The sequence below is a fragment of the Sulfurimonas limnophila genome, from assembly GCF_059705345.1.
In genome coordinates this window covers 371,320-391,810 of record NZ_AP046127.1, presented here as the reverse complement: position 1 = coordinate 391,810, position 20,491 = coordinate 371,320, and the positions used below count along the sequence as shown (strand labels likewise).

Annotated in this window: 25 protein-coding genes, 1 tRNA gene and 1 rRNA gene; 3 read left to right on the top strand and 24 right to left on the bottom strand. The window is 35.3% G+C overall.

Annotated elements, in window-relative coordinates; translation table 11 throughout:
• Positions 1 to 173: 173 nt before the first annotated feature.
• Positions 174 to 249, bottom strand: a tRNA-Ala gene (locus AC6H33_RS02155).
• A 121-nt stretch (positions 250 to 370) separates the two neighbouring features.
• Positions 371 to 1,892, bottom strand: a 16S ribosomal RNA gene (locus AC6H33_RS02150).
• A 515-nt stretch (positions 1,893 to 2,407) separates the two neighbouring features.
• Here AC6H33_RS02150 and AC6H33_RS02145 point away from each other — a divergent pair.
• Positions 2,408 to 3,382 carry an IS30 family transposase gene (locus AC6H33_RS02145; RefSeq protein WP_497605335.1) on the top strand — a complete coding sequence of 325 codons (975 nt, stop codon included), beginning with the start codon at positions 2,408 to 2,410 and terminating at the stop codon, positions 3,380 to 3,382.
• Between the two features lie 204 nt (positions 3,383 to 3,586).
• Here the strand turns inward: AC6H33_RS02145 and rplS are convergent, their stop codons facing one another.
• The 19 genes from rplS to AC6H33_RS02050 form a co-directional block, all read right to left on the bottom strand.
• The gene (rplS, locus tag AC6H33_RS02140) at positions 3,587 to 3,946 is read right to left on the bottom strand and encodes a 50S ribosomal protein L19 (RefSeq protein ID WP_497605334.1); all 360 of its coding nucleotides are present in this window, start codon (positions 3,944 to 3,946) and stop codon (positions 3,587 to 3,589) included.
• Positions 3,936 to 4,640, bottom strand: coding sequence for a tRNA (guanosine(37)-N1)-methyltransferase TrmD (gene trmD / locus AC6H33_RS02135; protein ID WP_497605333.1), 705 nt, complete (start codon positions 4,638 to 4,640; stop codon positions 3,936 to 3,938). The genes rplS and trmD overlap by 11 nt, the downstream gene beginning before the upstream one ends.
• The gene (rimM, locus tag AC6H33_RS02130; RefSeq protein ID WP_497605332.1) at positions 4,640 to 5,179 is read right to left on the bottom strand and encodes a ribosome maturation factor RimM; all 540 of its coding nucleotides are present in this window, start codon (positions 5,177 to 5,179) and stop codon (positions 4,640 to 4,642) included. The genes trmD and rimM overlap by 1 nt, the downstream gene beginning before the upstream one ends.
• Complete coding sequence (locus AC6H33_RS02125; RefSeq protein ID WP_497605331.1) at positions 5,160 to 5,399, bottom strand: KH domain-containing protein; 240 nt, start codon at positions 5,397 to 5,399, stop codon at positions 5,160 to 5,162. Before AC6H33_RS02125 ends, rimM begins: the two co-directional genes overlap by 20 nt.
• 2 nt (positions 5,400 to 5,401) lie before the next feature.
• Positions 5,402 to 5,632 (bottom strand): 30S ribosomal protein S16, encoded by a 231-nt coding sequence (gene rpsP / locus AC6H33_RS02120; protein WP_497605330.1) that lies wholly within the window; start codon positions 5,630 to 5,632, stop codon positions 5,402 to 5,404.
• A gap of 119 nt (positions 5,633 to 5,751) precedes the next feature.
• Entirely contained in the window at positions 5,752 to 7,098 is a 1,347-nt protein-coding gene (gene ffh, locus AC6H33_RS02115; protein WP_497605329.1) for a signal recognition particle protein, read from the bottom strand.
• An 80-nt stretch (positions 7,099 to 7,178) separates the two neighbouring features.
• A complete protein-coding gene (locus AC6H33_RS02110; protein ID WP_497605328.1) occupies positions 7,179 to 7,634 on the bottom strand; it encodes a YaiI/YqxD family protein in 456 nt (151 codons plus the stop codon).
• Positions 7,634 to 7,891 carry a GIY-YIG nuclease family protein gene (locus tag AC6H33_RS02105; RefSeq protein WP_497605327.1) on the bottom strand — a complete coding sequence of 86 codons (258 nt, stop codon included), beginning with the start codon at positions 7,889 to 7,891 and terminating at the stop codon, positions 7,634 to 7,636. Before AC6H33_RS02105 ends, AC6H33_RS02110 begins: the two co-directional genes overlap by 1 nt.
• Complete coding sequence (locus AC6H33_RS02100; RefSeq protein ID WP_497605326.1) at positions 7,884 to 8,618, bottom strand: pseudouridine synthase family protein; 735 nt, start codon at positions 8,616 to 8,618, stop codon at positions 7,884 to 7,886. Before AC6H33_RS02100 ends, AC6H33_RS02105 begins: the two co-directional genes overlap by 8 nt.
• Before the next feature lie 12 nt (positions 8,619 to 8,630).
• The gene (gene waaA / locus AC6H33_RS02095; RefSeq protein ID WP_497605325.1) at positions 8,631 to 9,797 is read right to left on the bottom strand and encodes a lipid IV(A) 3-deoxy-D-manno-octulosonic acid transferase; all 1,167 of its coding nucleotides are present in this window, start codon (positions 9,795 to 9,797) and stop codon (positions 8,631 to 8,633) included.
• 2 nt (positions 9,798 to 9,799) lie between these two features.
• Positions 9,800 to 10,513 carry a zinc ribbon domain-containing protein gene (locus AC6H33_RS02090; protein WP_497605324.1) on the bottom strand — a complete coding sequence of 238 codons (714 nt, stop codon included), beginning with the start codon at positions 10,511 to 10,513 and terminating at the stop codon, positions 9,800 to 9,802.
• Positions 10,514 to 10,550: 37 nt separating this feature from the next.
• Positions 10,551 to 11,273 carry a Nif3-like dinuclear metal center hexameric protein gene (locus AC6H33_RS02085; RefSeq protein ID WP_497605323.1) on the bottom strand — a complete coding sequence of 241 codons (723 nt, stop codon included), beginning with the start codon at positions 11,271 to 11,273 and terminating at the stop codon, positions 10,551 to 10,553.
• Entirely contained in the window at positions 11,270 to 11,848 is a 579-nt protein-coding gene (locus tag AC6H33_RS02080; RefSeq protein WP_497605322.1) for a tetratricopeptide repeat protein, read from the bottom strand. The genes AC6H33_RS02085 and AC6H33_RS02080 overlap by 4 nt, the downstream gene beginning before the upstream one ends.
• A 10-nt stretch (positions 11,849 to 11,858) precedes the next feature.
• Entirely contained in the window at positions 11,859 to 12,716 is an 858-nt protein-coding gene (gene pgp3, locus AC6H33_RS02075; RefSeq protein ID WP_497605321.1) for a peptidoglycan metallopeptidase Pgp3, read from the bottom strand.
• Entirely contained in the window at positions 12,716 to 13,168 is a 453-nt protein-coding gene (gene smpB, locus AC6H33_RS02070) for an SsrA-binding protein SmpB (protein WP_497605320.1), read from the bottom strand. The genes pgp3 and smpB overlap by 1 nt, the downstream gene beginning before the upstream one ends.
• Complete coding sequence (locus AC6H33_RS02065) at positions 13,168 to 13,962, bottom strand: 4-(cytidine 5'-diphospho)-2-C-methyl-D-erythritol kinase (RefSeq protein WP_497605319.1); 795 nt, start codon at positions 13,960 to 13,962, stop codon at positions 13,168 to 13,170. Before AC6H33_RS02065 ends, smpB begins: the two co-directional genes overlap by 1 nt.
• Before the next feature lie 13 nt (positions 13,963 to 13,975).
• The gene (csrA, locus tag AC6H33_RS02060; protein WP_497605318.1) at positions 13,976 to 14,206 is read right to left on the bottom strand and encodes a carbon storage regulator CsrA; all 231 of its coding nucleotides are present in this window, start codon (positions 14,204 to 14,206) and stop codon (positions 13,976 to 13,978) included.
• Positions 14,200 to 15,021, bottom strand: a complete 822-nt coding sequence (gene truB, locus AC6H33_RS02055) for a tRNA pseudouridine(55) synthase TruB (RefSeq protein WP_497605317.1) — start codon at positions 15,019 to 15,021, stop codon at positions 14,200 to 14,202. The genes csrA and truB overlap by 7 nt, the downstream gene beginning before the upstream one ends.
• Positions 15,018 to 17,066, bottom strand: a complete 2,049-nt coding sequence (locus tag AC6H33_RS02050) for an ATP-dependent helicase (protein ID WP_497605316.1) — start codon at positions 17,064 to 17,066, stop codon at positions 15,018 to 15,020. Before AC6H33_RS02050 ends, truB begins: the two co-directional genes overlap by 4 nt.
• A 129-nt stretch (positions 17,067 to 17,195) precedes the next feature.
• Between AC6H33_RS02050 and AC6H33_RS02045 the strand changes: the two genes are divergently transcribed.
• Positions 17,196 to 18,098, top strand: a complete 903-nt coding sequence (locus AC6H33_RS02045; protein ID WP_497605315.1) for a LysR family transcriptional regulator — start codon at positions 17,196 to 17,198, stop codon at positions 18,096 to 18,098.
• 3 nt (positions 18,099 to 18,101) lie between these two features.
• Here AC6H33_RS02045 and AC6H33_RS02040 read toward each other — a convergent pair whose 3' ends face one another.
• Genes AC6H33_RS02040 through cysK form a run of 3 tightly spaced genes read right to left on the bottom strand, consistent with a single transcriptional unit; the run spans position 18,102 to position 20,069 of the window.
• The gene (locus AC6H33_RS02040; RefSeq protein WP_497605314.1) at positions 18,102 to 18,560 is read right to left on the bottom strand and encodes a hypothetical protein; all 459 of its coding nucleotides are present in this window, start codon (positions 18,558 to 18,560) and stop codon (positions 18,102 to 18,104) included.
• On the bottom strand, positions 18,554 to 19,153 hold the full coding sequence (locus AC6H33_RS02035) for an aminotransferase class IV family protein (RefSeq protein ID WP_497605313.1): 600 nt from the start codon (positions 19,151 to 19,153) through the stop codon (positions 18,554 to 18,556). Before AC6H33_RS02035 ends, AC6H33_RS02040 begins: the two co-directional genes overlap by 7 nt.
• Entirely contained in the window at positions 19,146 to 20,069 is a 924-nt protein-coding gene (gene cysK / locus AC6H33_RS02030) for a cysteine synthase A (protein ID WP_497605312.1), read from the bottom strand. Before cysK ends, AC6H33_RS02035 begins: the two co-directional genes overlap by 8 nt.
• A gap of 59 nt (positions 20,070 to 20,128) precedes the next feature.
• Here cysK and AC6H33_RS02025 point away from each other — a divergent pair, with 59 nt between their 5' ends.
• Positions 20,129 to 20,482, top strand: a complete 354-nt coding sequence (locus tag AC6H33_RS02025) for a cupin domain-containing protein (RefSeq protein ID WP_497605311.1) — start codon at positions 20,129 to 20,131, stop codon at positions 20,480 to 20,482.
• The last annotated feature ends 9 nt before the right edge of the window (positions 20,483 to 20,491 follow it).

Sequence of the window (20,491 nt, the reverse complement as noted above, 5' to 3'; positions counted from 1 at the left end):
GTTGATATATTTATAATTGATTGCAGAAATGTAAAGATTGCTCTTTTTAATCTCTAGTTATCTTCTTATAACTATATGTTGACTTTAACAATAATAATTTAATGAACTTTTTGGTGTAAAACCAAATCTAAATACTCTATTGAGTACTTGGATTTAGTTTTTATTTTAAGAAATGGTGGAGAATAGCGGGATCGAACCGCTGACCTCCTGCGTGCAAGGCAGGCGCTCTCCCAGCTGAGCTAATTCCCCATTTTCAATTTCAAATGAACAATGATCACTGAAAACTAAGCAAGTAAAAGACTAAAATAACTGTTTCTCTTGTGAGATTTTCTTGTATGTCAATTCAAATGAATGATTGACTCTACTCTAGAAAGGAGGTGATCCAACCGCAGGTTCTCCTACGGTTACCTTGTTACGACTTCACCCCAGTCGCTAATTCCACCGTAAGTGGTAGCCCCCCGAAGGTTAGCTTCCCAATTTCGGGTGAAATCAACTCCCATGGTGTGACGGGCGGTGAGTACAAGACCCGGGAACGTATTCACCGTAGCAATGCTGATCTACGATTACTAGTGATTCCAGCTTCATGCTCTCGAGTTGCAGAGAACAATCCGAACTGAGAGACGCTTTAAGTGATTGGCTCCACCTCGCGGTATTGCAACACTCTGTACGCCCCATTGTAGCACGTGTGTAGCCCTGGCCGTAAGGGCCATGATGACTTGACGTCGTCCTCACCTTCCTCCTTCTTGCGAAGGCAGTCTCCCTAGAGTGCCCAGCTTAACCTGCTGGCAACTAAGGACGAGGGTTGCGCTCGTTGCGGGACTTAACCCAACATCTCACGACACGAGCTGACGACAGCCGTGCAGCACCTGTTTTCAAGCTCCCCGAAGGGCACTCCTGCATCTCTGCTGGATTCTATCAATGTCAAGGCCAGGTAAGGTTTTTCGCGTATCTTCGAATTAAACCACATGCTCCACCACTTGTGCGGGTCCCCGTCTATTCCTTTGAGTTTTAATCTTGCGACCGTACTCCCCAGGCGGAACACTTAATCTGTTAAGTGCATCACCGCCCTGACAAGCAGGGCGACGACTAGTGTTCATCGTTTAGGGCGTGGACTACCAGGGTATCTAATCCTGTTTGCTCCCCACGCTTTCACGCCTTAGCGTCAGTAATGTTCCAGGAGATCGCCTTCGCTTTAGGTATTCCTAGTGATATCTACGGATTTTACCCCTACACCACTAATTCCATCTCCCCCTCCCATACTCTAGGTTGCCAGTTTCAAGTGCAGTTCTACAGTTAAGCTGTAGGATTTCACACCTGACTTGACAACCCGCCTACGCGTCCTTTACGCCCAGTGATTCCGAGTAACGCTTGCACCCTCCGTATTACCGCGGCTGCTGGCACGGAGTTAGCCGGTGCTTATTCATATGCTACCGTCATTTTCTTGACATATAAAAGGAGTTTACACACCGAAATGCGTCATCCTCCACGCGGCGTTGCTGCATCAGAGTTTCCTCCATTGTGCAATATTCCTCACTGCTGCCTCCCGTAGGAGTCTGGTCCGTGTCTCAGTACCAGTGTGGCGGATCATCCTCTCAAACCCGCTACCCGTCATTGCCTTGGTGAGCCATTACCTCACCAACTAACTGATAGGATATAGTCTGATCCCAAAGCGAAAAGACATTTCCCTCTCTAACTTATGTTAAAGAGGTGTATCTAGTATTAATCACCGTTTCCAGTGGCTATCCCAGTCTTTGGGGTACATTAACTATATATTACTCACCCGTGCGCCACTCGTCAGCAAACTAGCAAGCTAGTTCCTGTTACCGTTCGACTTGCATGTGTTAAGCACGCCGCCAGCGTTCACTCTGAGCCAGGATCAAACTCTCCATAATTGGTTTGTTTAATCTTTGCCCAAGAATTAAAATTCATTGGCTTTGTTGCCACTTATATAAATATATGTGGACTTTGTAAAGTATCTATTACTATAGATACCCAGTTGGGTATAAATAGAATAGACGGTTGTTGTTATTTAGTTTTTATAAGTAAACTTACTCGACTTAAATAATAACTAGTTTTAGTTATTAAAGTCTATTTACTTGCTTAGTTTTCAATGATCTCAAACTACCGTTATAAGCCTCTACTTGAAGCCTAGATACCTAAAGTTTAGGTCTCTGTGTTTGTGGATGGGAATTATAGGTAAGGATTGCTTAGAGGGGGCTTAAGTTTGGAGGGGATTTGGAGAAAGTTTCATATTGAGTCAATTTGAATTTTTTAGAGGCGGTATTAAGCATTGTATATGCCAATTCAAGTTTAAAGTGCAACACTAGAGAGTAAAAGAAATTAAGGATTGAAGAGAGAGGTTAGCTGCGATAAAATAAGATTCCAATCCGCCAAGATAGGGAAACTTATGAAATACAAACAACTAACCATGATGCAACGATATCAAATCGAAGCTTTGAAAAAAGAGGGTTTAAGTCAAAGAGCAATAGCTTTAAATATTGAAGTGCATCACTCAACCATCAGTAGAGAGTTAAAAAGAAACTCACTAAACAATAGTGAATATCATGCTGTTAATGCAACAATAAGTGCAAGACTAAGGTATCAGTATAAAACAAAGAATAGAAGACTTACGAAGAAGCATACAAGCTTCATAAAAATGTGTATCAAAGACGGGTTCTCTCCAGAACAGATAAGTGGGAGGATGAGTTTAACCCAACTCAGACCTGTAAGCCATGAAACAATCTATCAATACATTTATCACAACAAACGAAGTGGTGGTAATCTATATAAGTATCTTAGGCATAAAAACAAAAAGTATACCAAGAGAAGTGCTTTGTACCGTAGTTGTGGGCAAATTAAGAACCGTATATCAATAGACTTTAGACCAGCCATTGTCGAAGACAAATCAAGGGTTGGTGATTGGGAAGTAGATACTATTATTGGAAAGAATCATCATCAAGCGATAGTTACACTTGTTGATAGAAACTCAAAGTTCACATTGATGAGAAAAGTAGAAGCTAAACAAGCCAGAGTTGTAACAGACGCTATCATACATTTATTAAAGCCTATACAGGCTCATACACTAACTATAACTAGTGACAATGGCAAAGAATTTTCATATCATGAAGAAGTAGCAAAGAAACTAGATACAGAGTTCTACTTTGCAAATCCATATCAATCCTGGCAGAGAGGACTCAATGAGCATACTAATGGATTAATCAGAGAATATTTTCCAAAGAATATGCCCTTTAATGACATCACAGACGAACAGATTGTTGAAGTTCAGAATAAACTAAATCGTAGACCTAGAAAGATACTTGGGTACAAAACACCTGCAGAAGTATTTTTCGATACAATTACGAAATCTTATGTAGCAGTTTAATCAAGTGTTGCACTTACTATTTGAATTGGCGAATTGAGTCAATTTGAATTTTTTAGAGGTAGTATTAAGCATTGTATATAAACTAAAATAGGTTTATATAGAAGTTTACGCAAGGGTTTTATGATAATTATTTTTAGAAGATGTTTCTGAGAATTTTAATGAGAGAATTTATTTTTTTGAAAATGTGGGTTAAAACTTAGAAGATTATTTTCTTCTAAGTTCTTTAATACGTGCTGCTTTACCAGCAAGATCACGAAGATAAAATAGTTTTGCACGACGAACACGACCGCGACGAACAACTGTTATCTCATCTATAGAGTCACTATATATTGGGAATATTCTCTCAATACCTATGCTATTAGCACCAATTTTACGAACTGTAATCGTTTGACCAGTACCTTGACCTCTTTTTGCAATACAAACACCCTCGTAATTTTGTACACGAGTTTTGTCACCTTCTTTAATTGTTACAGCTAAACGTACAGTATCACCAGCACGAAAGTCTGGAATATTTTTCTCAGCTACTTGTGCTTTTTCAAAGTTTTCTATGTACTTATTTCTCATAAGATTTCCTTGTTCTATGCTTTAAAAGCTGCTCTGGTCTGAAGAATTTAGTCTTGCATACAGATAGAGCTAATTTTAGTGAGCGAATATTACTATGATTTCCCTTTAAGTATTCTGATGTAACACTTATGTTTTTATAAACTTCTGGCTTAGAAAAAGATGGTGCTTCTAAAAGTTCTGTTTCAAAACTCTCTATTTCTAAAGAGTCGCTGTTTCCAAGCACTCCATCTACGTTTCTTGAGATAGCATCACATATGACTAAAGATGGAAGTTCTCCACCAGTCAAAATATAATCACCTATGCTAAAAATTTCATCAGCATACTTCTCAAGAACTCTCTCATCAATTCCCTCATATCTTCCACTCACAAAAGCTATATGGGATTTTTTTGCCAATCTCTTAGCATCATTTTGCCTAAAAGGCTTTGCGACTGGAGTTAAAAATATTATATGAACATTTCTACTCATATTTCTTAACTCATCTAGCGTGTCAAAAAGTGGCTGTGGATTCATAACCATTCCTGCACCACCACCGACTGCACTATCGTCTACTTTATTATGTCTTGAACTGCTAAAGTCTCTAGGATTTATGTATTCTACGTTTAAAATCTCTTTTTGAATTGCTCTTTTTAAAATAGAGTCGTTAAAATATCCCTCTACTATATTTTTAAAAAGCGTTACAAAAGTAAATTTCATTATGAAGCCTCTAGTATATCCATAGCACCAATAACAGTTATTATTTTCTCTTTTATATCTGTATTTATTGTAAAAGGTTCCCTAAATGGTAGTAAAAAACTTTTTGCAAAACCACTCTTAACAAGAGCTTCATCAGTTATAATGCAGAGATAATTTGTAATACCCATTCTATCAAGCTCATCTACTGTACCTAAAACTTTTCCATCTTCTACCACACTACAACCCTCGATATCAAACCAGAAATACTCACCTTTATCTAAGTGACACTCTTTTCTTGTTCTCTCTATAGTTGTGTATAGATTTTTATTTGTAAGTTTTTTGGCATCTTCAGGAGAGTTGTATCCAGAAAATCTAATAAGGCCTCGCTCATGATTTATATCACTTATGGCGATACTATCGTTTTCATTTATAAAAAAAGATGCGCCTTTTTTAAATTGTTCTGGAAAATCACTCTTGAGATGAAGTTTCATATCGCCGCCTAAACCGACAGTTTTGCCGATTGTTGCGATATGAAGTAGTTTATTTGATAGCTTCGACATTTATACGGTAACTCATACCATCTTTAGCTTTACAGCCAGAGATAACGGTCTTGATTGCTCCAATCATCTTACCCTCTTTACCAATTAGCTTACCAATATCAGCTTGATTAGCATAGAGAAGAATCTCAGCAGTTTCATCGCCCTCTTTTACTTCAACCCTTACATCATCTGGATAAGACGCTATAAGCTTTGCAAACTGTGCGACAAAATCAGCTATCATAATTAACGACCTGTTATCTTTTTAACACGATCACTCATTTTAGCGCCAACGCTTAACCAGTAATCTAATCTTTCAGCATCAACAACAATTGTTTTTTCTGCTACCATTGGATTGTAATGTCCAATTAATTCAATCCAACCACCATCTCTACGTTTACGTGAGTCTGTTACCGCGATACGGTAAAAAGGTTGTTTTTTTCTTCCCATTCTTGTTAGGCGAATTACTGTTGCCATTTTTTGTCCTTCTCTGCGTAAGTCATATTTCAACTTACTGTATATGTTAAATTTTGCATTTTGAATGCAAATTTATAAACTTCTAAAAATCTATAAATTTATATTCAACATAGCAGAAACTACTTTCTTAAAGCCCCTGCTCCGCCCATTTGACCCATCATAGACTGAAGATCTTTCATCCCATTTTTGCCAGAGAATCTTTTTGCCATTTTTCCTGCATTTTTAAACTGTTTTATCATGCGATTTATCTCAACTATCTCTAGTCCGCAACCTTTTGCAATTCTTCCCTTTCTGGAGTTGTTTAGCAAATCTGGATTTTCTCTCTCTTTCATTGTCATAGAAGATACCATGGCTTTTATGTTTTTTAGCTCGCTAGAATTTTCAAGATCAAAATCCTTAAGGGCTTTAGACATATTTCCCATTCCTGGAATCATACCCATTAATGACTTCATGCTTCCCATCTTCTTCATGCTCTCCATTTGCTCTAAAAAGTCATTGAAGTTAAATTCACCTTTTTTAATCTTTGAAGTAAATTTTTTTGCCTGTTTTTCATCAATAATAGAAGCAGTTTTCTCAGCTAGACCTTCAATGTCTCCAAAACCCATCAAGCGATTTACAACACGATCTGGTAAGAATAGTTCTAAATCTTGTATCTTCTCACCGCTACCAATAAAACGTAGAGGTACTTGAACTTGAGATGAGAGTCCAAGTGCTACACCGCCCTTTGAATCGCCATCATACTTGCTAAGAATTACGCCATCTATTCCGATTTTTTCTTTAAAAGCAGTTGCTGTTTTTATCGCATCTTGACCTGTCATAGAGTCTGCGACATAAAAGATTTCACTAGGATTTGCTGCATATTTGACGGCTTCTAATTCATCCATAAGCTCATTATCTATAGCTAAACGTCCTGCTGTATCTATTAGAACTACATCGTATATACCGCTATTGGCTTTTTTTAGAGCAGCAATTACGACTTCTGCTGGGTTTTTAGTACTTTCGTCTTCATATAGCTCAACTCCAACTTGTGTTGTAAGTTGACGGAGTTGCTCTACTGCTGCTAAACGCTGTAAGTCAGCTGCTACAACCATCACTTTTTTTTGTTTATTTTTTAAGTAGTTAGCTAATTTTGCAGTTGTTGTTGTTTTTCCTGAACCCTGAAGTCCAGTCATTAATATAACGGTTGGAGGTTTTGAAGCAAAAACGAAGCCTCTATTTCCACCTATCTCTAATAGTTCATAAAGAGCAACTCTTAGTGCAGATAAAAATTGATCTTTCCCGATACCATTTTTTTTAGTATCTATTTGAACTCTAGTTATTAAATCTTTAACAACTTTATGGTTTACATCAGCTTTTAATAGAGATTTTTTAAGCTCATCGAGAGCCTTGGTTAAGGCTTTATCATCATCATTAAAACGAATTTTTTTAATAGCATTTGTAAACGAATCTGTTAATGTATCAAACATTTTGCCCTCTCCTCTTCAATTATTATCTGGATGTAAAAAGTTGCGAATTTTATCTGAAAGTTACTTTAAGTTTGCTTTTATTATAAGCTTCTTAGATTTTTTGTTAAGAACTTATTTAGCTGATTTGCAAACTGTTGGGCATCCTTTTGATTAAAAGGCTTTGGACCTTTTGTTATCTCTCCGCTCTCTCTTATCTTTTCCATTAAATTTCTCATGGCTAAATACTGTTTTATATTATCTACACTATAAAGCTCTCCTCTATGGTCAATTGCATGAGCCGATTTACTTACTACTCTATCAGCAAGCGGAATATCTGCTGTTATAACTAAATCACCATCTTTTACGAGTTCAACTATATGATTATCTGCCTCATCTGCGCCTTGTTCAACAATAATATATGAAATTAATTTTGATTTTCCAATGGTTATTGTCTTGTTTGAGACAACAAAAGTCTCTAAATTCAGTCTCTCTATTGAACGAAAAATGATTGGTTTTAGCAGATTTGGAAAAGCATCGCCATCTATAAAGAGTCGCACTATTTTACTAACTCTAATTTTTGAGCTCTTGAGAGTTTCTTTATCTCAATCTCTCTTTTAGAAGCGCTGCTTTTATCTTTAACTTCTTCAAAATATAGCAGCTCAAGTGGTCTTCTTATACGTGTATATTTTGCACCTTTTGGCGAGTTGTTGTGTTCATCTACTCTTCTGTTTAAATCTATAGTAATCCCTGTATATAGAGTATCATCACTACATTTTAATATATAAACAAACCACAAAACTTCTGCACTATTCAAAACTTATAAATGTCTTTGGCTCAGGTGCTGTAAACTCCATTCCAAGAAGCCTTACTTTGTGTGCATGAAGCATTACACGCTTTGCACGTCTTCCGCCATACTGCTCATCACCTACAATTGGATGTTCTATATATCTTAGATGAACTCTTATCTGATGTGTTCTTCCATGATGAATTATACATTTTACTTTAGTTTTGTTTGCACTTACTAAATCTGGAAAAACTTCTGTTCTTGCAGGTTTTCCTTTTGAAGAAACATTTGAAGATGCACGATTATTTTTTTTAGTTGTAAGGATTGGCCTATCGATATCTACTGGTTCACTTAAGATTCCCTCTATCCAAGCAATATATTCCTTGTAAACTCTATCTTTTTTAAACTCTTGAATTGCTTTTTCTCTAAACTCTTCATTTTTAACAAGCATTAAAACTCCACTTGTCTCTTTATCAAGTCTATGTAAAAGTACTGCTGGTTTAAACTGTCTTTCTATCTCATCTGAATTTACATGCGCAGGTTTATCAACTACTACTAAATCATCATTTTCAAATATTGGTTTTATTTTCTCTACTTTTTCAACCTTAAAGAGAGTTTTTACATCAATGTCTCCACGAGCAATCATTACCTTCTTATTGCTTGCATACACCAAACCGCGATCTATCATTGATTTTGCTTCCGAATTTGAGATGCCCTCTTGTGCTGCTAAAAGTTTATAAGCTTTTTCTAGTGCCATTTTTTTATTTCCTTAATTTTTCATTATCCTGTCTATTACAGGTTCTAAGTTGATTTTCTCTTCAACCATACTCGGCGGTAAATCTCTACATGTCATAAGTGCTTTATGTATCTCATCGCCCTCGACATATTGAACATGATGAACATACTTAAAAAGCTCTTTTTGATGAAAAAAGTGTTTTCCCGTAATTATTTTACATCCGAAATGTGCAGGTTCAAGGGGGTTATGCCCACCGACATCCTCTCTAAAAGCACCGCCTAAGATAGCTATATCGCTAATTGCATAAATATTATTCAACTCGCCCATCGCATCAACTAAAATCATATCGGTCGTAAACTCTTTATCCTGCGAAAATCTGCTAATAGATAAATTGTTTTTGTCTGCATACTTTTTCATAAGCAAAAATACCGCTTCAAATCTCTCTGGATGCCTTGGAACAACCGCTAACTTTGCATCGCTTTGCTTTTTATACTCTACAAAAGATTTTAAAATGCTCTCTTCTTCGCCCTCATGTGTGCTGCCTACAGCTATCAGCTCTACATCAGGTTTTTTGTACTCTTTTGTTTTTGCAATCTTTCCTGCTAATTTTATATTTCCGATAACTTCTATATTTCTAGCACCTAATGCTAAAAATCTATTTTTATCAGCTTCGCTTTGTGCATAAACAATCTCTACATGTGAGAGTATTTTTTTATAAAACCATGCAAACTGAAGATATTTTTTTACACTCTTTTCCGAAATACGAGCATTTAAAAGTACTACTCTTGAACCTCTAGCTCTTGCTACACTAAAGAGCATATACCAAAATTCTGCCTCTAAAACTATCAAAAACTTCTGCTTTTTACCCCAAAACGGTATAAGCATCTCATAAGGCAGATATCTAACCTCTGCATCATATCGTCTTGCTTCTGCTTGACCTGTATGAGTTATGGTTGTTATCTTTATATCACAACCTTTTAAAAGTTCCAAAATCGGCTTTAAAGCTCTAGCTTCGCCTAGTGAACAGACATGAAACCAGACTCCGTTATCACTCTTAAATCTTGGGTTATTAAAAAGAAAAAAACGAGCAGGGATTGATTCTTTATATTTTTGCTTAAAAGAGAGATAAACCAAAAGCGGAAGTGCTGCGATATAGAGCACCACGCTTAAGATAAAGTAGAGAAGTGTAAATGGCGTCAAGCCTATTCTTTATCAGTTTCCACATAGAGAATACGTCCACAATGTGGGCATGTTGTAATCTCTTCAGCTTTTATAACATCTGCATAAACTTTATCACTTATATGCATATGACAACCCATACAAGCTTGCTCTTCTACTGGTACAACAGTTGAGTTTTTAGCCCATCTACGAATTTTTTGATAAAAAGCAAGTCCTTTTTGATTCATCTCAGAAATTAATTTCTCTTTTTTTACAAAAACGTCTTGACGAGATTTATTAATTACCTCTAATTTAGAATCTACTTCAGCTTTAATAGATGCTAAATTTGCATCTAACTCTTCTAAAACTTTTTTTGCTGATTGAATTTGTTCAGTTTTTAGATCAATAATTCTCTCAAGTCTCTCTATCTCTTCATTTGCAAAAGTAACTTGCTCTTTAGCTATCTCTTCTTCAAGTTGAAGAGATTTCATCTCGCGTTCAGTTTTTACTTCATTGCTCTTTTTAGAGTTATCTGCTAGTTTTTGAGAAAGTTCTCCGAGATGGATTTCATTCTTTTTTTTCTTTATATCTTCGTCTCTAATCTCGTTGCTTAAGCTCTCGATATCAGAATCGATACTTTTTTTCTTTGCAAGTGCTGCTTCAAATTTATAGTTAGCTTCCTCAATTTGTGGTTCAAAAGCATCGATAGCTTTATCGATATGTGATAGGTCAATTAGCTGTCTAAGATGTAAGTTCATTAATCTCCTTTTGGATTAAATATTTGTGCCGATTTTCTTAAATATAAGTAAAAGGGTTTTTTGATGATGAAATTATAGCTTCTAAACCTAAATTTTTCAAATGTTTAAATAAAATATCTGCAAAAAACCTCTCGCTCTCAAAATGTCCTATATCTATCATAGACAAATTTATGCTCTTTGCTTCCATTGCATCATGATATTTTATGTCTCCTGTTAAAAAACAGTCTGCTTTTATTGATTTTATCAAAGAGCATCCAGAGCCTGTTGTAAGAGCAACTCTTTTTATACGTTGTGAACTTTTTACACATTTAGCATGTGGAAGCGAAAAAGCAGATGCTACTTTTGATGCAAAAATATCAAAATCTTCATCAATATCTATATATGCCACAAAACCATCTTTTTGGGCTATCTCATAGCCTAATATCTCAGATGCAACATAGTCGTTTAGATGTGTTTGATCAAAATTTGTGTGCATTGATATATTTGATATATTTTTTTGTATCATTTTTTGGAGTAAATTTGCTGGATATTTACTAAATTCAAGCTGTTTTAGTCCGCCAAAAATAATAGGATGATGAGTTATAAGAAGAGTTCCCTCATCTATTGAGTCAATAAGCGCCTCATCAACATCAATACTAAGAACTATTTTTTTTACATCTTGATTGAAATCTCCAACTAAAAGACCTGAGTTATCCCATTTTTCTTGAAGCTCAAAAGGTGATAAGCTGTCTAAAAAAGCGTATATCTGAGATAGTTTCATTCTTTTTCTAACTTTTCTAACTCTTCTTTGGCTTCATTGAAATCTGATCTTATCTCAAGAGCACTTTTATACATCTCTTTTGCCTCATTGATATGTTTCATATCTACTAAAAGATTTCCATAATTGTAATACGTTAGTGGATTTTTAGCATCTATCGCCAAAGACGCGTTTAGGTGCATTTTAGCAGAGGTAAACTCGCCTTTTGCTCTATAAATAGATGCCATTGAGTTATGAATAAATTCATTTTCCTTATCTTCCTCAAGAGCCTTTTTATAGTACTCAAGAGCATCTTCATCTCTTTTAAGCTGCTGCAAAATATAGCCCATTTTAAAAAGTACTTCGCTTGGCTGTGTAACTTTTGAGTTTGCCTCATTGAAGAGTTCATAAGCTTTTTGTAGATTTCCCTCTTCAAACTCTTCATCTGCTCTTTGAACTAAATACTCAGGATCAAAAGAGGATGGAACATGCGGCTCATTACTAGGTGGTTGTAAATCTTTTAGACCTTGAATGTGCTCATAAACTTTAAATGCAAAAAAAGCAGAAGCGCCTAACATAAGTAGTTGAAATAGTGTCATTTTAATTCCTTTATAGTAGTAAATTTTTATTTATAAGTGCTATAAAATGCAGCGGATCGACCTGCTTGCCGCTAACTCTTATACCGAAGTGAAGATGCGGTCCGCTCACTCTTCCGCTATCTCCAGAAAGCCCTAAAACATCGCCCTTCTTAACCTTTTTGCCCTCTTTTACATCAAACTTGCTCATGTGGAAATAACATGTGTATATTCCATGTCCATGATCTATCAGCACAGACATACCAGAGTAAAATCTATCTTTAGCTAAAACAACTTCTCCATCATTTGCAGCAACTATCGGTGTACCAACAGCTGCTCTAAAATCAGTTCCACCATGATAACTCTTGAGCGTGTTGTTATAAACTCTTGCCCCTCCAAAATCGCTTGTTATTTTACTCTCAAGCGGAACGATAAACTTTGATGAGATAAGAGTTTTTGGTGTTGAAGTGTTATATATCTTCATGGCTTCTGCGTACTCTTTTGAACTTCTTGCTTTATCTTTTTCATTTAGTGTTATTTTTGAGCCATCAACCTGAAGTCTCTCTTTGTGATATAGCGCATCTTTTATGTCTAATGTAACTATTTTGCTCTTTTGTTTGTTATTTTCTTTATAAAAAATCTCTATATTTTTTTTAGCTATTTTTTCTTCATAATCAATTGGAATCAGAAGATAAAACTTTTCACTCTTTTTTGGATGTGCTAAAATTTTGTATTTTTTACCATTAAAGAGTGCATCTTCATAACTTATACTTTTCTCTTTTTTTAGCTCTAGCAGAGTTACTTTCCCATTTTGGACAACACCACTTGTAAACTCAACATCAAATCCAAAAACAGACAAAACAAATAAGAGCGAAATTAAAATATAACGCATCAAAGATCCTTTATAGCGCGTTCAACATCACGCTTCATATCTTTTTCTTTTAAATCATTTCTCTTATCATGCAGCTGTTTACCCTTGGCAATGGCAATCTGAATTTTTACAATATTTCTATCATTAAAATAGAGCTGAAGAGGTACAACAGTGTATCCGTCCTTCTCAACTGCTTTTATCATCTTTGCTATCTGTTTTTTGTGCAAAAGGAGTTTGCGACTTCCACGCTCTTCATGTGCATAGAAGTGATGAGTCGTCTCTAATCTCCCAATATGAGCGTTAAATAAAAATGCTTCCCCTTGAACAAAACGGATAAAACTATCCTTCAAGTTTACTCGCCCTGCTCTTATAGCTTTTATCTCACTGCCTTTTAAGACCAAACCAGCCTCAAATTTTTCCTCTAAAAAATAGTCAAAATAGGCTTTTTTATTTTTCGCTATATTCTCGCCCATTATATATTTTCCTTCTCTTTTACTCTAAAAAAACTACTTCCGCTTCCGCTAAAATAGTCTCCATGTTTATAGTGGTTTTTTAACCCTTTATAAAGCTCCAATGCTGGAGCAAAGAGGTCGTTTGCTTCTCCTGCACCCATGGAATTTAGTGCTTCTTTTGATGATATTTTTTTAAGTCTCTCAACTTCAAATCCGTCTATTGGGTTGTAGAAGTTTTCTCTATATAAATCATAAACCTTGGGAGTACTTATTTCAAGCGCTGGAGTAAAGACCTCGATATCTAAAAGCTCTTCTTTAAACTCTTCAACAACCTCTCCGATACCACTAACATTTGCACTATCATACCCATAAATAAAAAATGGTACATCTGCGCCTACACGCAACCCGATAAGTGCTAACTCGTTTTGACTAAGTCCCAAGTGTAAAACTTCGTTACACATCTTTAAAAATGTAGCAGCATCACTGCTTCCTCCACCAAGTCCAGCGAAGGCAGGAATATTTTTACTTACCTCAACTGCATATTTTTGCATTAAGTTTTTTACATGTACTTTGTTTGCTTCATCCAAAAACTCTAATAGTGCTTTATATGCTTTGTAGATTGTATTTTGTTCTGTTTTGCAAGAGAATGAGCCAATAATTTCAAACTCCTCGCTAGATTGTTTTGGAACAAATGATAGCTCATCATAAAGTGATGCCACTCTCATAAATCTTGATATTATCTCGTGATAGTTTCCTCTTGTGCCCTGTATCTTTAAAAAAATATTTACTTTTGCATAAGCTTTGTAAAGCTTCATATTTTACTCTCTTTTACTTTTTTATGATTGCGCTTAGAGAAGTTATGTCTAAGAGATTTATCTCTTTTGAAGCTGCTATGTTTGAATCTTTTACATCTTCTAAAAGCTCGTTTCTAACTATAGAGAGGTTTTTTGGTGCGTCAATACCCAACTTTACTACTCCCTTATCAATGGATATAACTTTTATAGTAATATTATCCCCTATTACAATTGCTTCATCTACTTTTCTTGATAATACTAACATTCAATCCTGCCTAATTCATAATTTACTTCTGCATCTTTTACATTTATGATAGATATAAAACTTCCACTATCAAGCCAGTAGAGCCCATCATCTTTAATCTCTAAATCATTTAAAGCAAGAACTCTTCCATATTTTAGATTATCGCTATCTCCATGATAGAAGTTTTGCATCATGTTTAATGATTTTTTTATATCTAGTGGCTTTTGGTTATCATACCTAAATCGCCCCTCACTAAGTCTCTCTAGCGCACTCAAGCTTCCGTTGTTTACACCTAAGCGATTTGCAATTATCAGCCCCAAAGAGCGAATATATGTCCCCTCTGAAACCGTTGCTTCAAAAGTTACAAATGGATGACAGTAACTTACTAGCTTAGTCTCATATATAGTTGAGTTTATCTTATTTAACGAAAATTCTACCCCAGCACGAGCCAAATCATAAGCTCTTTGCCCATTTATCTGCTTTGCGCTAAAGATTGGTGGCTCATACTCTAAAGAACCCTCTAGTGATTTTACAACTTTTAAAACCTCTGTTTTATCAAGCTCTCCAAGTATCTCTACCTTTTCTATCATCTCTGTATCTAAACTATCACTTTTAGCCCCTAGCCAAAGTGTTGCACGATATACTTTTGGTGTTTTAGCAAGAAATCTAAAGAGTTTTGTGTAGCTCCCCATCCCGATAATCAGAACTCCCTTGGCAAAAGGGTCAAGTGTTCCAGAAAATCCAGCTTTTTTTGTTTTATACTCTCTTTTTATGCGGGAGAGAAAAAGGTTTGAGCCAATCCCCTCTGGTTTATATGCGACAAAGAGTCTATTCATAGTCTCTCAACAAATGAAGCTAAAATATCTCTTGAAGTACCTGCAAAATTGATATTTAACTTAAACTCTCGCCCAGACTTGCTAACACCATTTACTCGCCCCGTACCAAATATTTTATGGCGAACTAAATCACCTTTTTTAAAAGCTGTATTTTTCTCTACTATTAAAGAGCCTTCACAAAGCCCAGCTTCATTAAAAAATCTACTTTTTTGTAAGTCGCTTCTTCTGCCTTTGTAAAATCTGCTATCTACATGCGAGAGCGTCAAAGTGTCTTTTGCTCTTGTAAAAGAGACATAGCCTAAGCGTCTCTCCTCTTCAAGATCACTTCCATCACCGACAAGAGGCAAAAACCCCTCTTCAAGTCCAATAATAAATATATGGTCAAATTCCAAACCTTTTGAAGCGTGAATACTCATCATATAGATACTATCACCCTCAACTTGGTCTTGTTCACTCTGAAGTGTTAGCTCATTTAAAAACTCATCAAGAGATGCCAAAGGAGAGTTTTTTACAAAGTCTCTAAAAAGACCATAAAACTCATCCATATTTAAAACTCTCTCAACCTCGTCTGGCAGTCCTTTATATATATCTTTGAGATGAAAAGTCTCTTCTAAAATATCTATAAAATTGTATGTGCCTTCAGTTGCAGCTTTTGCAACGCTTTGTATATCTTTTATAAACTTCTTCAGAGTCTTTGCATTTTTACTCTTAACAAGCAGTTCCAAATCTGCTAAAGAAGTTTTTTTAATATACTCAAAGATTGATGTCTCATTTGCATGTGCGGCTAACTCTATCTTATCTACACTAGCTTTGCCCATCCCTCTTTTTGGCTTATTTACAATACGTTTAAATGAGAAATCATCATGAAAGTTTGTTATAACACGAAGATAACTGATAAGGTCTTTTATCTCAGCTCTATCATAAAATCTAAGTCCACCGACTAGCTTATATGCTATCCCCGCACGATTTAATCCATCTTCAATAGATCTACTTAAAACATTTACACGATATAAAACTGCTATATCTTCAGCTTTAACCCCAGAATCTAATAGTTTTGTTACTTTTGAAGCTATCTTTCTTGCCTCTTCATTTTCATCGCTAGAGTTTAAGATAGTAATATCTTCTCCACTGCCACGAGTTGGGATAAGTTTCTTACCCAAGCGTGAGCGGTTATGCTCAATCAGCGCATTTGCGACTTTGAGAATCGGCTCCCTAGAGCGATAGTTCTCTTCAAGTTTAAAAACTGCCGTACCTTTAAAATCCTGATCAAACTCCATAATATTTCTAATATGTGCGCCACGCCATCCATAAATGCTCTGATCATCATCTCCAACAACACAGATATTATTATGAGAAGAACAGAGTTTTTGTAAAAGTTTTAACTGAAGTTCATTTGTATCTTGATACTCATCTACCATGATGTAGCGATATTTATCTGAAGTAGCACGTGCAAGTTCTGGATTTTCTTCTAATAGTCTAAATGTCAAAGCAATCAAATCATCAAAATCAACTAAGTTGTTTTCTAAAAGATAGTTCTCATACTCTTCGTAAATTTTTGCAATCTGTTGATAGTTAAAAAATTCTGCTTGTTTATAGGCATCATCTGGAGTCAGAAGTGAGTTTTTATATCTTGATATTTCACTTGCAATTAAAGGAGTTGCTAGTTCGCTGTTTATCTTTTTAATAATGCGCTTTTTATCATCGGTATCTATAACTACAAAATTATTTTGTCTATTTAAGAGATGAATATTAAACTTTAAAAAGAGTAATCCAAACTTATGAAAAGTGCATAAAAGTGGAGGATAGGCAAGATTGCTCATCATACTTGAAGCACGTTCACGCATCTCTTTTGCTGCTTTGTTTGTAAATGTAAGTGTAAGCGTACTTGAAGCTGGTATGCCTAGCCCATCAATCAGATAGGCCAATCGAGACACAATGGTAGTAGTTTTTCCGCTACCTGCTCCTGCTAAAATCAAGACAGGACCTTCTGTCTGTTTTACGGCGCCAGTTTGCGAAGTGTTTAATTTTTCAAATATTTTTTCCATGCCACAACCACTGCTCTTAATTTATTAAATTTATTATAGCTAAAAAGAGTTAAATTATTACGAAACTATTGCTTTAATTATAATTTTGGGTTATACTTTCGTTTATTATCTAAACTTATAGGAATTATTATGTTAAAAGATTTTGCCAAGTTACAAACTTTTTTAATGGTCATAAAAGAGAAAAGCTTTTCTAAGGCATCTGCAAAGCTAGGAATCTCTCAACCTGCCGTAACTCAGCAGATAAAATTTATAGAAGAGTATCTTGATACAAAAATTGTAGATAGAAAAAAGAACGGTATTTTACTTACAAAAGAGGGTGAAGAGCTTTTTAGAATTGCTACAAGACTTGAAAAAGCGATAGCAAACAGCGAAAAAGAGGTCTTAAAAATTATAAATAAAGATTTTACATTTGTTATGGGTTCTTCAAATGCTATTGGAAACTATATCCTTCCAAACTACCTAAGCGAAATCAAAAACAGAATAAACAATAATGTTTATATGAACGTAGGGCTTTCATGTGAAATCATTGACCAACTTGAAGACAAAAAGATAGATGTTGCACTCATTGAGTCTCCTGTTTTTAGAGATGGAATTGTTTATAGAGAGTGGGTTTTAGATGAGCTTGTTGTATTTTCAAATCAACCTCTTAAAAAACATCTAACAGCCGAGGACCTGCTTGGATTTGACTGGATTTGTAGAGATGAGCACTCTCATACACGCAAACTGACAAGTGAAGCATTTGATGAGATGGGTGTTCAGTGTAACAACTTCCATGTTCTTGGTATTTTAGGAAGTCCAACTGCTATAAAAGAGTCTATTCTTCACGCTGATCCTAACTCTGAGAGACCTGTTGTTTCAGTTATGTCAAAACATGTTATCGCAGCTGAATTAGCAGAAGGAAGACTATTTGACGCAAGATTAAAGAATTATAAGATAGAGAGAAGTTTCTATATAGCCTATTTAAAAGATAGAAAACATGACGCTTTTGTTGACAACGTCGTAAACTATCTTCTCTCTCTAAATAAAGTTTAAACTCTACTTTTTTAAAAATTTAGAGTTTTCTGGATTTGATAAAAATGATGCCATTGAGTTTTCAACTCCGCCCTCTTGTGGCGCATTAGCTCTCTTTACCTCTCTCTTATGATTTGATAAATTTATAAGAAGCGGTGTCTCATCTACAATTATCTGAACAATTGTATTAAGAGGAACGGTTACTATACTTCCAAAATTATCAGTTCCAAATCCTGCTTCAAAAACTAAATTTTCACCTACTATATTTGCTGTATCAAACGTATAACCAGCCAAAAAAAAGAGCGTCATGGCTCTAAACTCTGAAGCTATCTCTTTTGGAAGAGGTGGTTCAAATGTGATATTTTCTATCTTACAAAGAATTCCAAAATGTTCATCTTTTTCAAAAAGATAGATTATCAAACCTTCAATATTTTTTTGCATCAAAGTAGCAAAATCTCTATCTTCTATTATGTTGTCTAACAAAAAAACTCCTTGTTATTTTTTGTAATTATATCAAAATCTATCATTGCGTTCATTAGTGCTGCGTGTGAATATTTTTTTAAATCTTTAACCTCTATATCTGCTATATATATTTTTTTCTCTTTAAGAAGTCTTGCTCTTGTAGTTCCTTCAAGAAGTGGTTGAGCTGGTGTGAGCCAATTTTTTGAATCAAAAAAAGCTATATTTGCTATCGTTGTATCTGTTATAAGAGAATTTTTTACTATCAAAACATCATCACTACTCTCTCTTTGATTATACAAGGCATCAAGCCTATCTCGTGCAGTAGATTTAAAATTATAGATAATCTCATCATCATATACTAGCTTTAGTGAGTCTATTTTTCTTTTTTGATACTCATGGTATGTTACAGCTATGTTATGTGGATTTTTAGACAAATCATATGTTAGGCGACATCTATATAGCCCATTTTTAGGTGGATTTAAAAATAGTGATAAATTTTGTATCTCTTTTACATTAAAGTACTTTAAGACACTCTCATATCTCTCTTGATGAAACGAGAGATGAAAAATCTCTCCATCAACTGCTTTTATAGTCTCAAAGAAAGTTTTATTCATCAAATAGTTCTGTACTCAAATATCTCTCGCCTGTATCACAAAGGATTGTTAAAAGTGTTTTACCTCTAAACTCCTCTCTTGAAGCAATCTGCATAGTTGCATATACATTTGCACCCGCAGATATACCAACAAGTAAGCCTTCATCTTTTGCTAACATCTTTGCAGTTTTTATAGCATCTTCGTTGCTGACTTTTATAACCTCACCATAAACACTCACATCTAGCGTATCAGGTATAAACCCCGCTCCGATACCTTGAATAGCATGAGCACCTGCGCTCTCTCCAGATAAAACAGCTGAACTTAGTGGCTCTACCGCAAAAATGGCGATATTTGGAATCTCCTCTTTTAAGACTTTTGCTGTTCCGCTAAGCGTTCCACCTGTTCCAACTGCTGCTACGAACGCATCTATATTTTTATCTGTGTCACGCAGTATCTCTCTTGCTGTTGTTAGCATGTGAATCTCTGGATTTGCCATGTTTTTGAACTGCTGCAAAACAACAGAGTTTGGTATCACACAAGAGAGCTCCTCTGCTTTAGCAATAGCACCACTCATGCCAAGTGATGCTTGTGTTAAGACTAACTCCGCACCAAAAGCTTTTAAGAGTTTTCTTCTCTCTATACTCATAGATTCTGGCATAGTAAGTATTAGCTTTAAATCAAGCGCTGCACAATTTGCAGCTAAGGCAATGCCAGTATTGCCACTTGTAGGCTCTATGATGGTTGTATCTTGCTTAATGGTTCCATCTTCTATAGCTCTTCTTATCATATTAAAACCGATTCTATCTTTTACTGAACTAGTTGGATTCATAAACTCGCACTTTGCGATAATATTTGCACCACTTATCTTAGAAGCTTTATTTAGTCTCACTAATGGCGTGTTTCCAATAAGTTCTGTTATGTTTTTTGCAATCTTCATAAATAGTCTCCAAACACTTTTATGATATGCTACCAAAAATATTATAAGAAGGTGTTATTATGTATCTACATAAAGAAATTAACTCTATTGAGGCAATGTCTCTAAGCGCTGGAGAGGGCGTATCTATGAAGATGCTTCTCTCGCCTGATGAGTCGCCAAACTTTGCAATGCGCAACTTTATCATTCAAGCTGGTGGATTTATGCCACTTCATACAAACAGTGTTGAGCATGAGCAGTATGTTATCTCTGGTCGTGCCAACGTTCAACTAGGGGATAAAACGATAGAAGCAAAAGCAGGAGATATTTTACTTATTCCAGCTGGTGTTTCACATAGTTATAAAACCATTGGTGATGAACCTTACAGCTTTTTATGTCTTGTTCCAAAAGCGCAAGACACTATTACGCTTATATAAAAGTTAGAT

Excerpts from the sequence above, each read along its gene's own strand:
- AC6H33_RS02145 (WP_497605335.1), top strand. The coding sequence starts at position 2,408 with ATGAAATACAAACAACTAACCATGATGCAACGATATCAAATCGAAGCT.
- rplS (WP_497605334.1), bottom strand. The coding sequence starts at position 3,946 with ATGAGAAATAAGTACATAGAAAACTTTGAAAAAGCACAAGTAGCTGAG.
- trmD (WP_497605333.1), bottom strand. The coding sequence starts at position 4,640 with ATGAAATTTACTTTTGTAACGCTTTTTAAAAATATAGTAGAGGGATAT.
- rimM (WP_497605332.1), bottom strand. The coding sequence starts at position 5,179 with ATGTCGAAGCTATCAAATAAACTACTTCATATCGCAACAATCGGCAAA.
- AC6H33_RS02125 (WP_497605331.1), bottom strand. The coding sequence starts at position 5,399 with ATGATAGCTGATTTTGTCGCACAGTTTGCAAAGCTTATAGCGTCTTAT.
- rpsP (WP_497605330.1), bottom strand. The coding sequence starts at position 5,632 with ATGGCAACAGTAATTCGCCTAACAAGAATGGGAAGAAAAAAACAACCT.
- ffh (WP_497605329.1), bottom strand. The coding sequence starts at position 7,098 with ATGTTTGATACATTAACAGATTCGTTTACAAATGCTATTAAAAAAATT.
- AC6H33_RS02100 (WP_497605326.1), bottom strand. The coding sequence starts at position 8,618 with ATGGCACTAGAAAAAGCTTATAAACTTTTAGCAGCACAAGAGGGCATC.
- AC6H33_RS02090 (WP_497605324.1), bottom strand. The coding sequence starts at position 10,513 with ATGAACTTACATCTTAGACAGCTAATTGACCTATCACATATCGATAAA.
- AC6H33_RS02085 (WP_497605323.1), bottom strand. The coding sequence starts at position 11,273 with ATGAAACTATCTCAGATATACGCTTTTTTAGACAGCTTATCACCTTTT.
- AC6H33_RS02080 (WP_497605322.1), bottom strand. The coding sequence starts at position 11,848 with ATGACACTATTTCAACTACTTATGTTAGGCGCTTCTGCTTTTTTTGCA.
- pgp3 (WP_497605321.1), bottom strand. The coding sequence starts at position 12,716 with ATGCGTTATATTTTAATTTCGCTCTTATTTGTTTTGTCTGTTTTTGGA.
- smpB (WP_497605320.1), bottom strand. The coding sequence starts at position 13,168 with ATGGGCGAGAATATAGCGAAAAATAAAAAAGCCTATTTTGACTATTTT.
- AC6H33_RS02065 (WP_497605319.1), bottom strand. The coding sequence starts at position 13,962 with ATGAAGCTTTACAAAGCTTATGCAAAAGTAAATATTTTTTTAAAGATA.
- csrA (WP_497605318.1), bottom strand. The coding sequence starts at position 14,206 with ATGTTAGTATTATCAAGAAAAGTAGATGAAGCAATTGTAATAGGGGAT.
- truB (WP_497605317.1), bottom strand. The coding sequence starts at position 15,021 with ATGAATAGACTCTTTGTCGCATATAAACCAGAGGGGATTGGCTCAAAC.
- AC6H33_RS02050 (WP_497605316.1), bottom strand. The coding sequence starts at position 17,066 with ATGGAAAAAATATTTGAAAAATTAAACACTTCGCAAACTGGCGCCGTA.
- AC6H33_RS02045 (WP_497605315.1), top strand. The coding sequence starts at position 17,196 with ATGTTAAAAGATTTTGCCAAGTTACAAACTTTTTTAATGGTCATAAAA.
- AC6H33_RS02035 (WP_497605313.1), bottom strand. The coding sequence starts at position 19,153 with ATGAATAAAACTTTCTTTGAGACTATAAAAGCAGTTGATGGAGAGATT.
- cysK (WP_497605312.1), bottom strand. The coding sequence starts at position 20,069 with ATGAAGATTGCAAAAAACATAACAGAACTTATTGGAAACACGCCATTA.
- AC6H33_RS02025 (WP_497605311.1), top strand. The coding sequence starts at position 20,129 with ATGTATCTACATAAAGAAATTAACTCTATTGAGGCAATGTCTCTAAGC.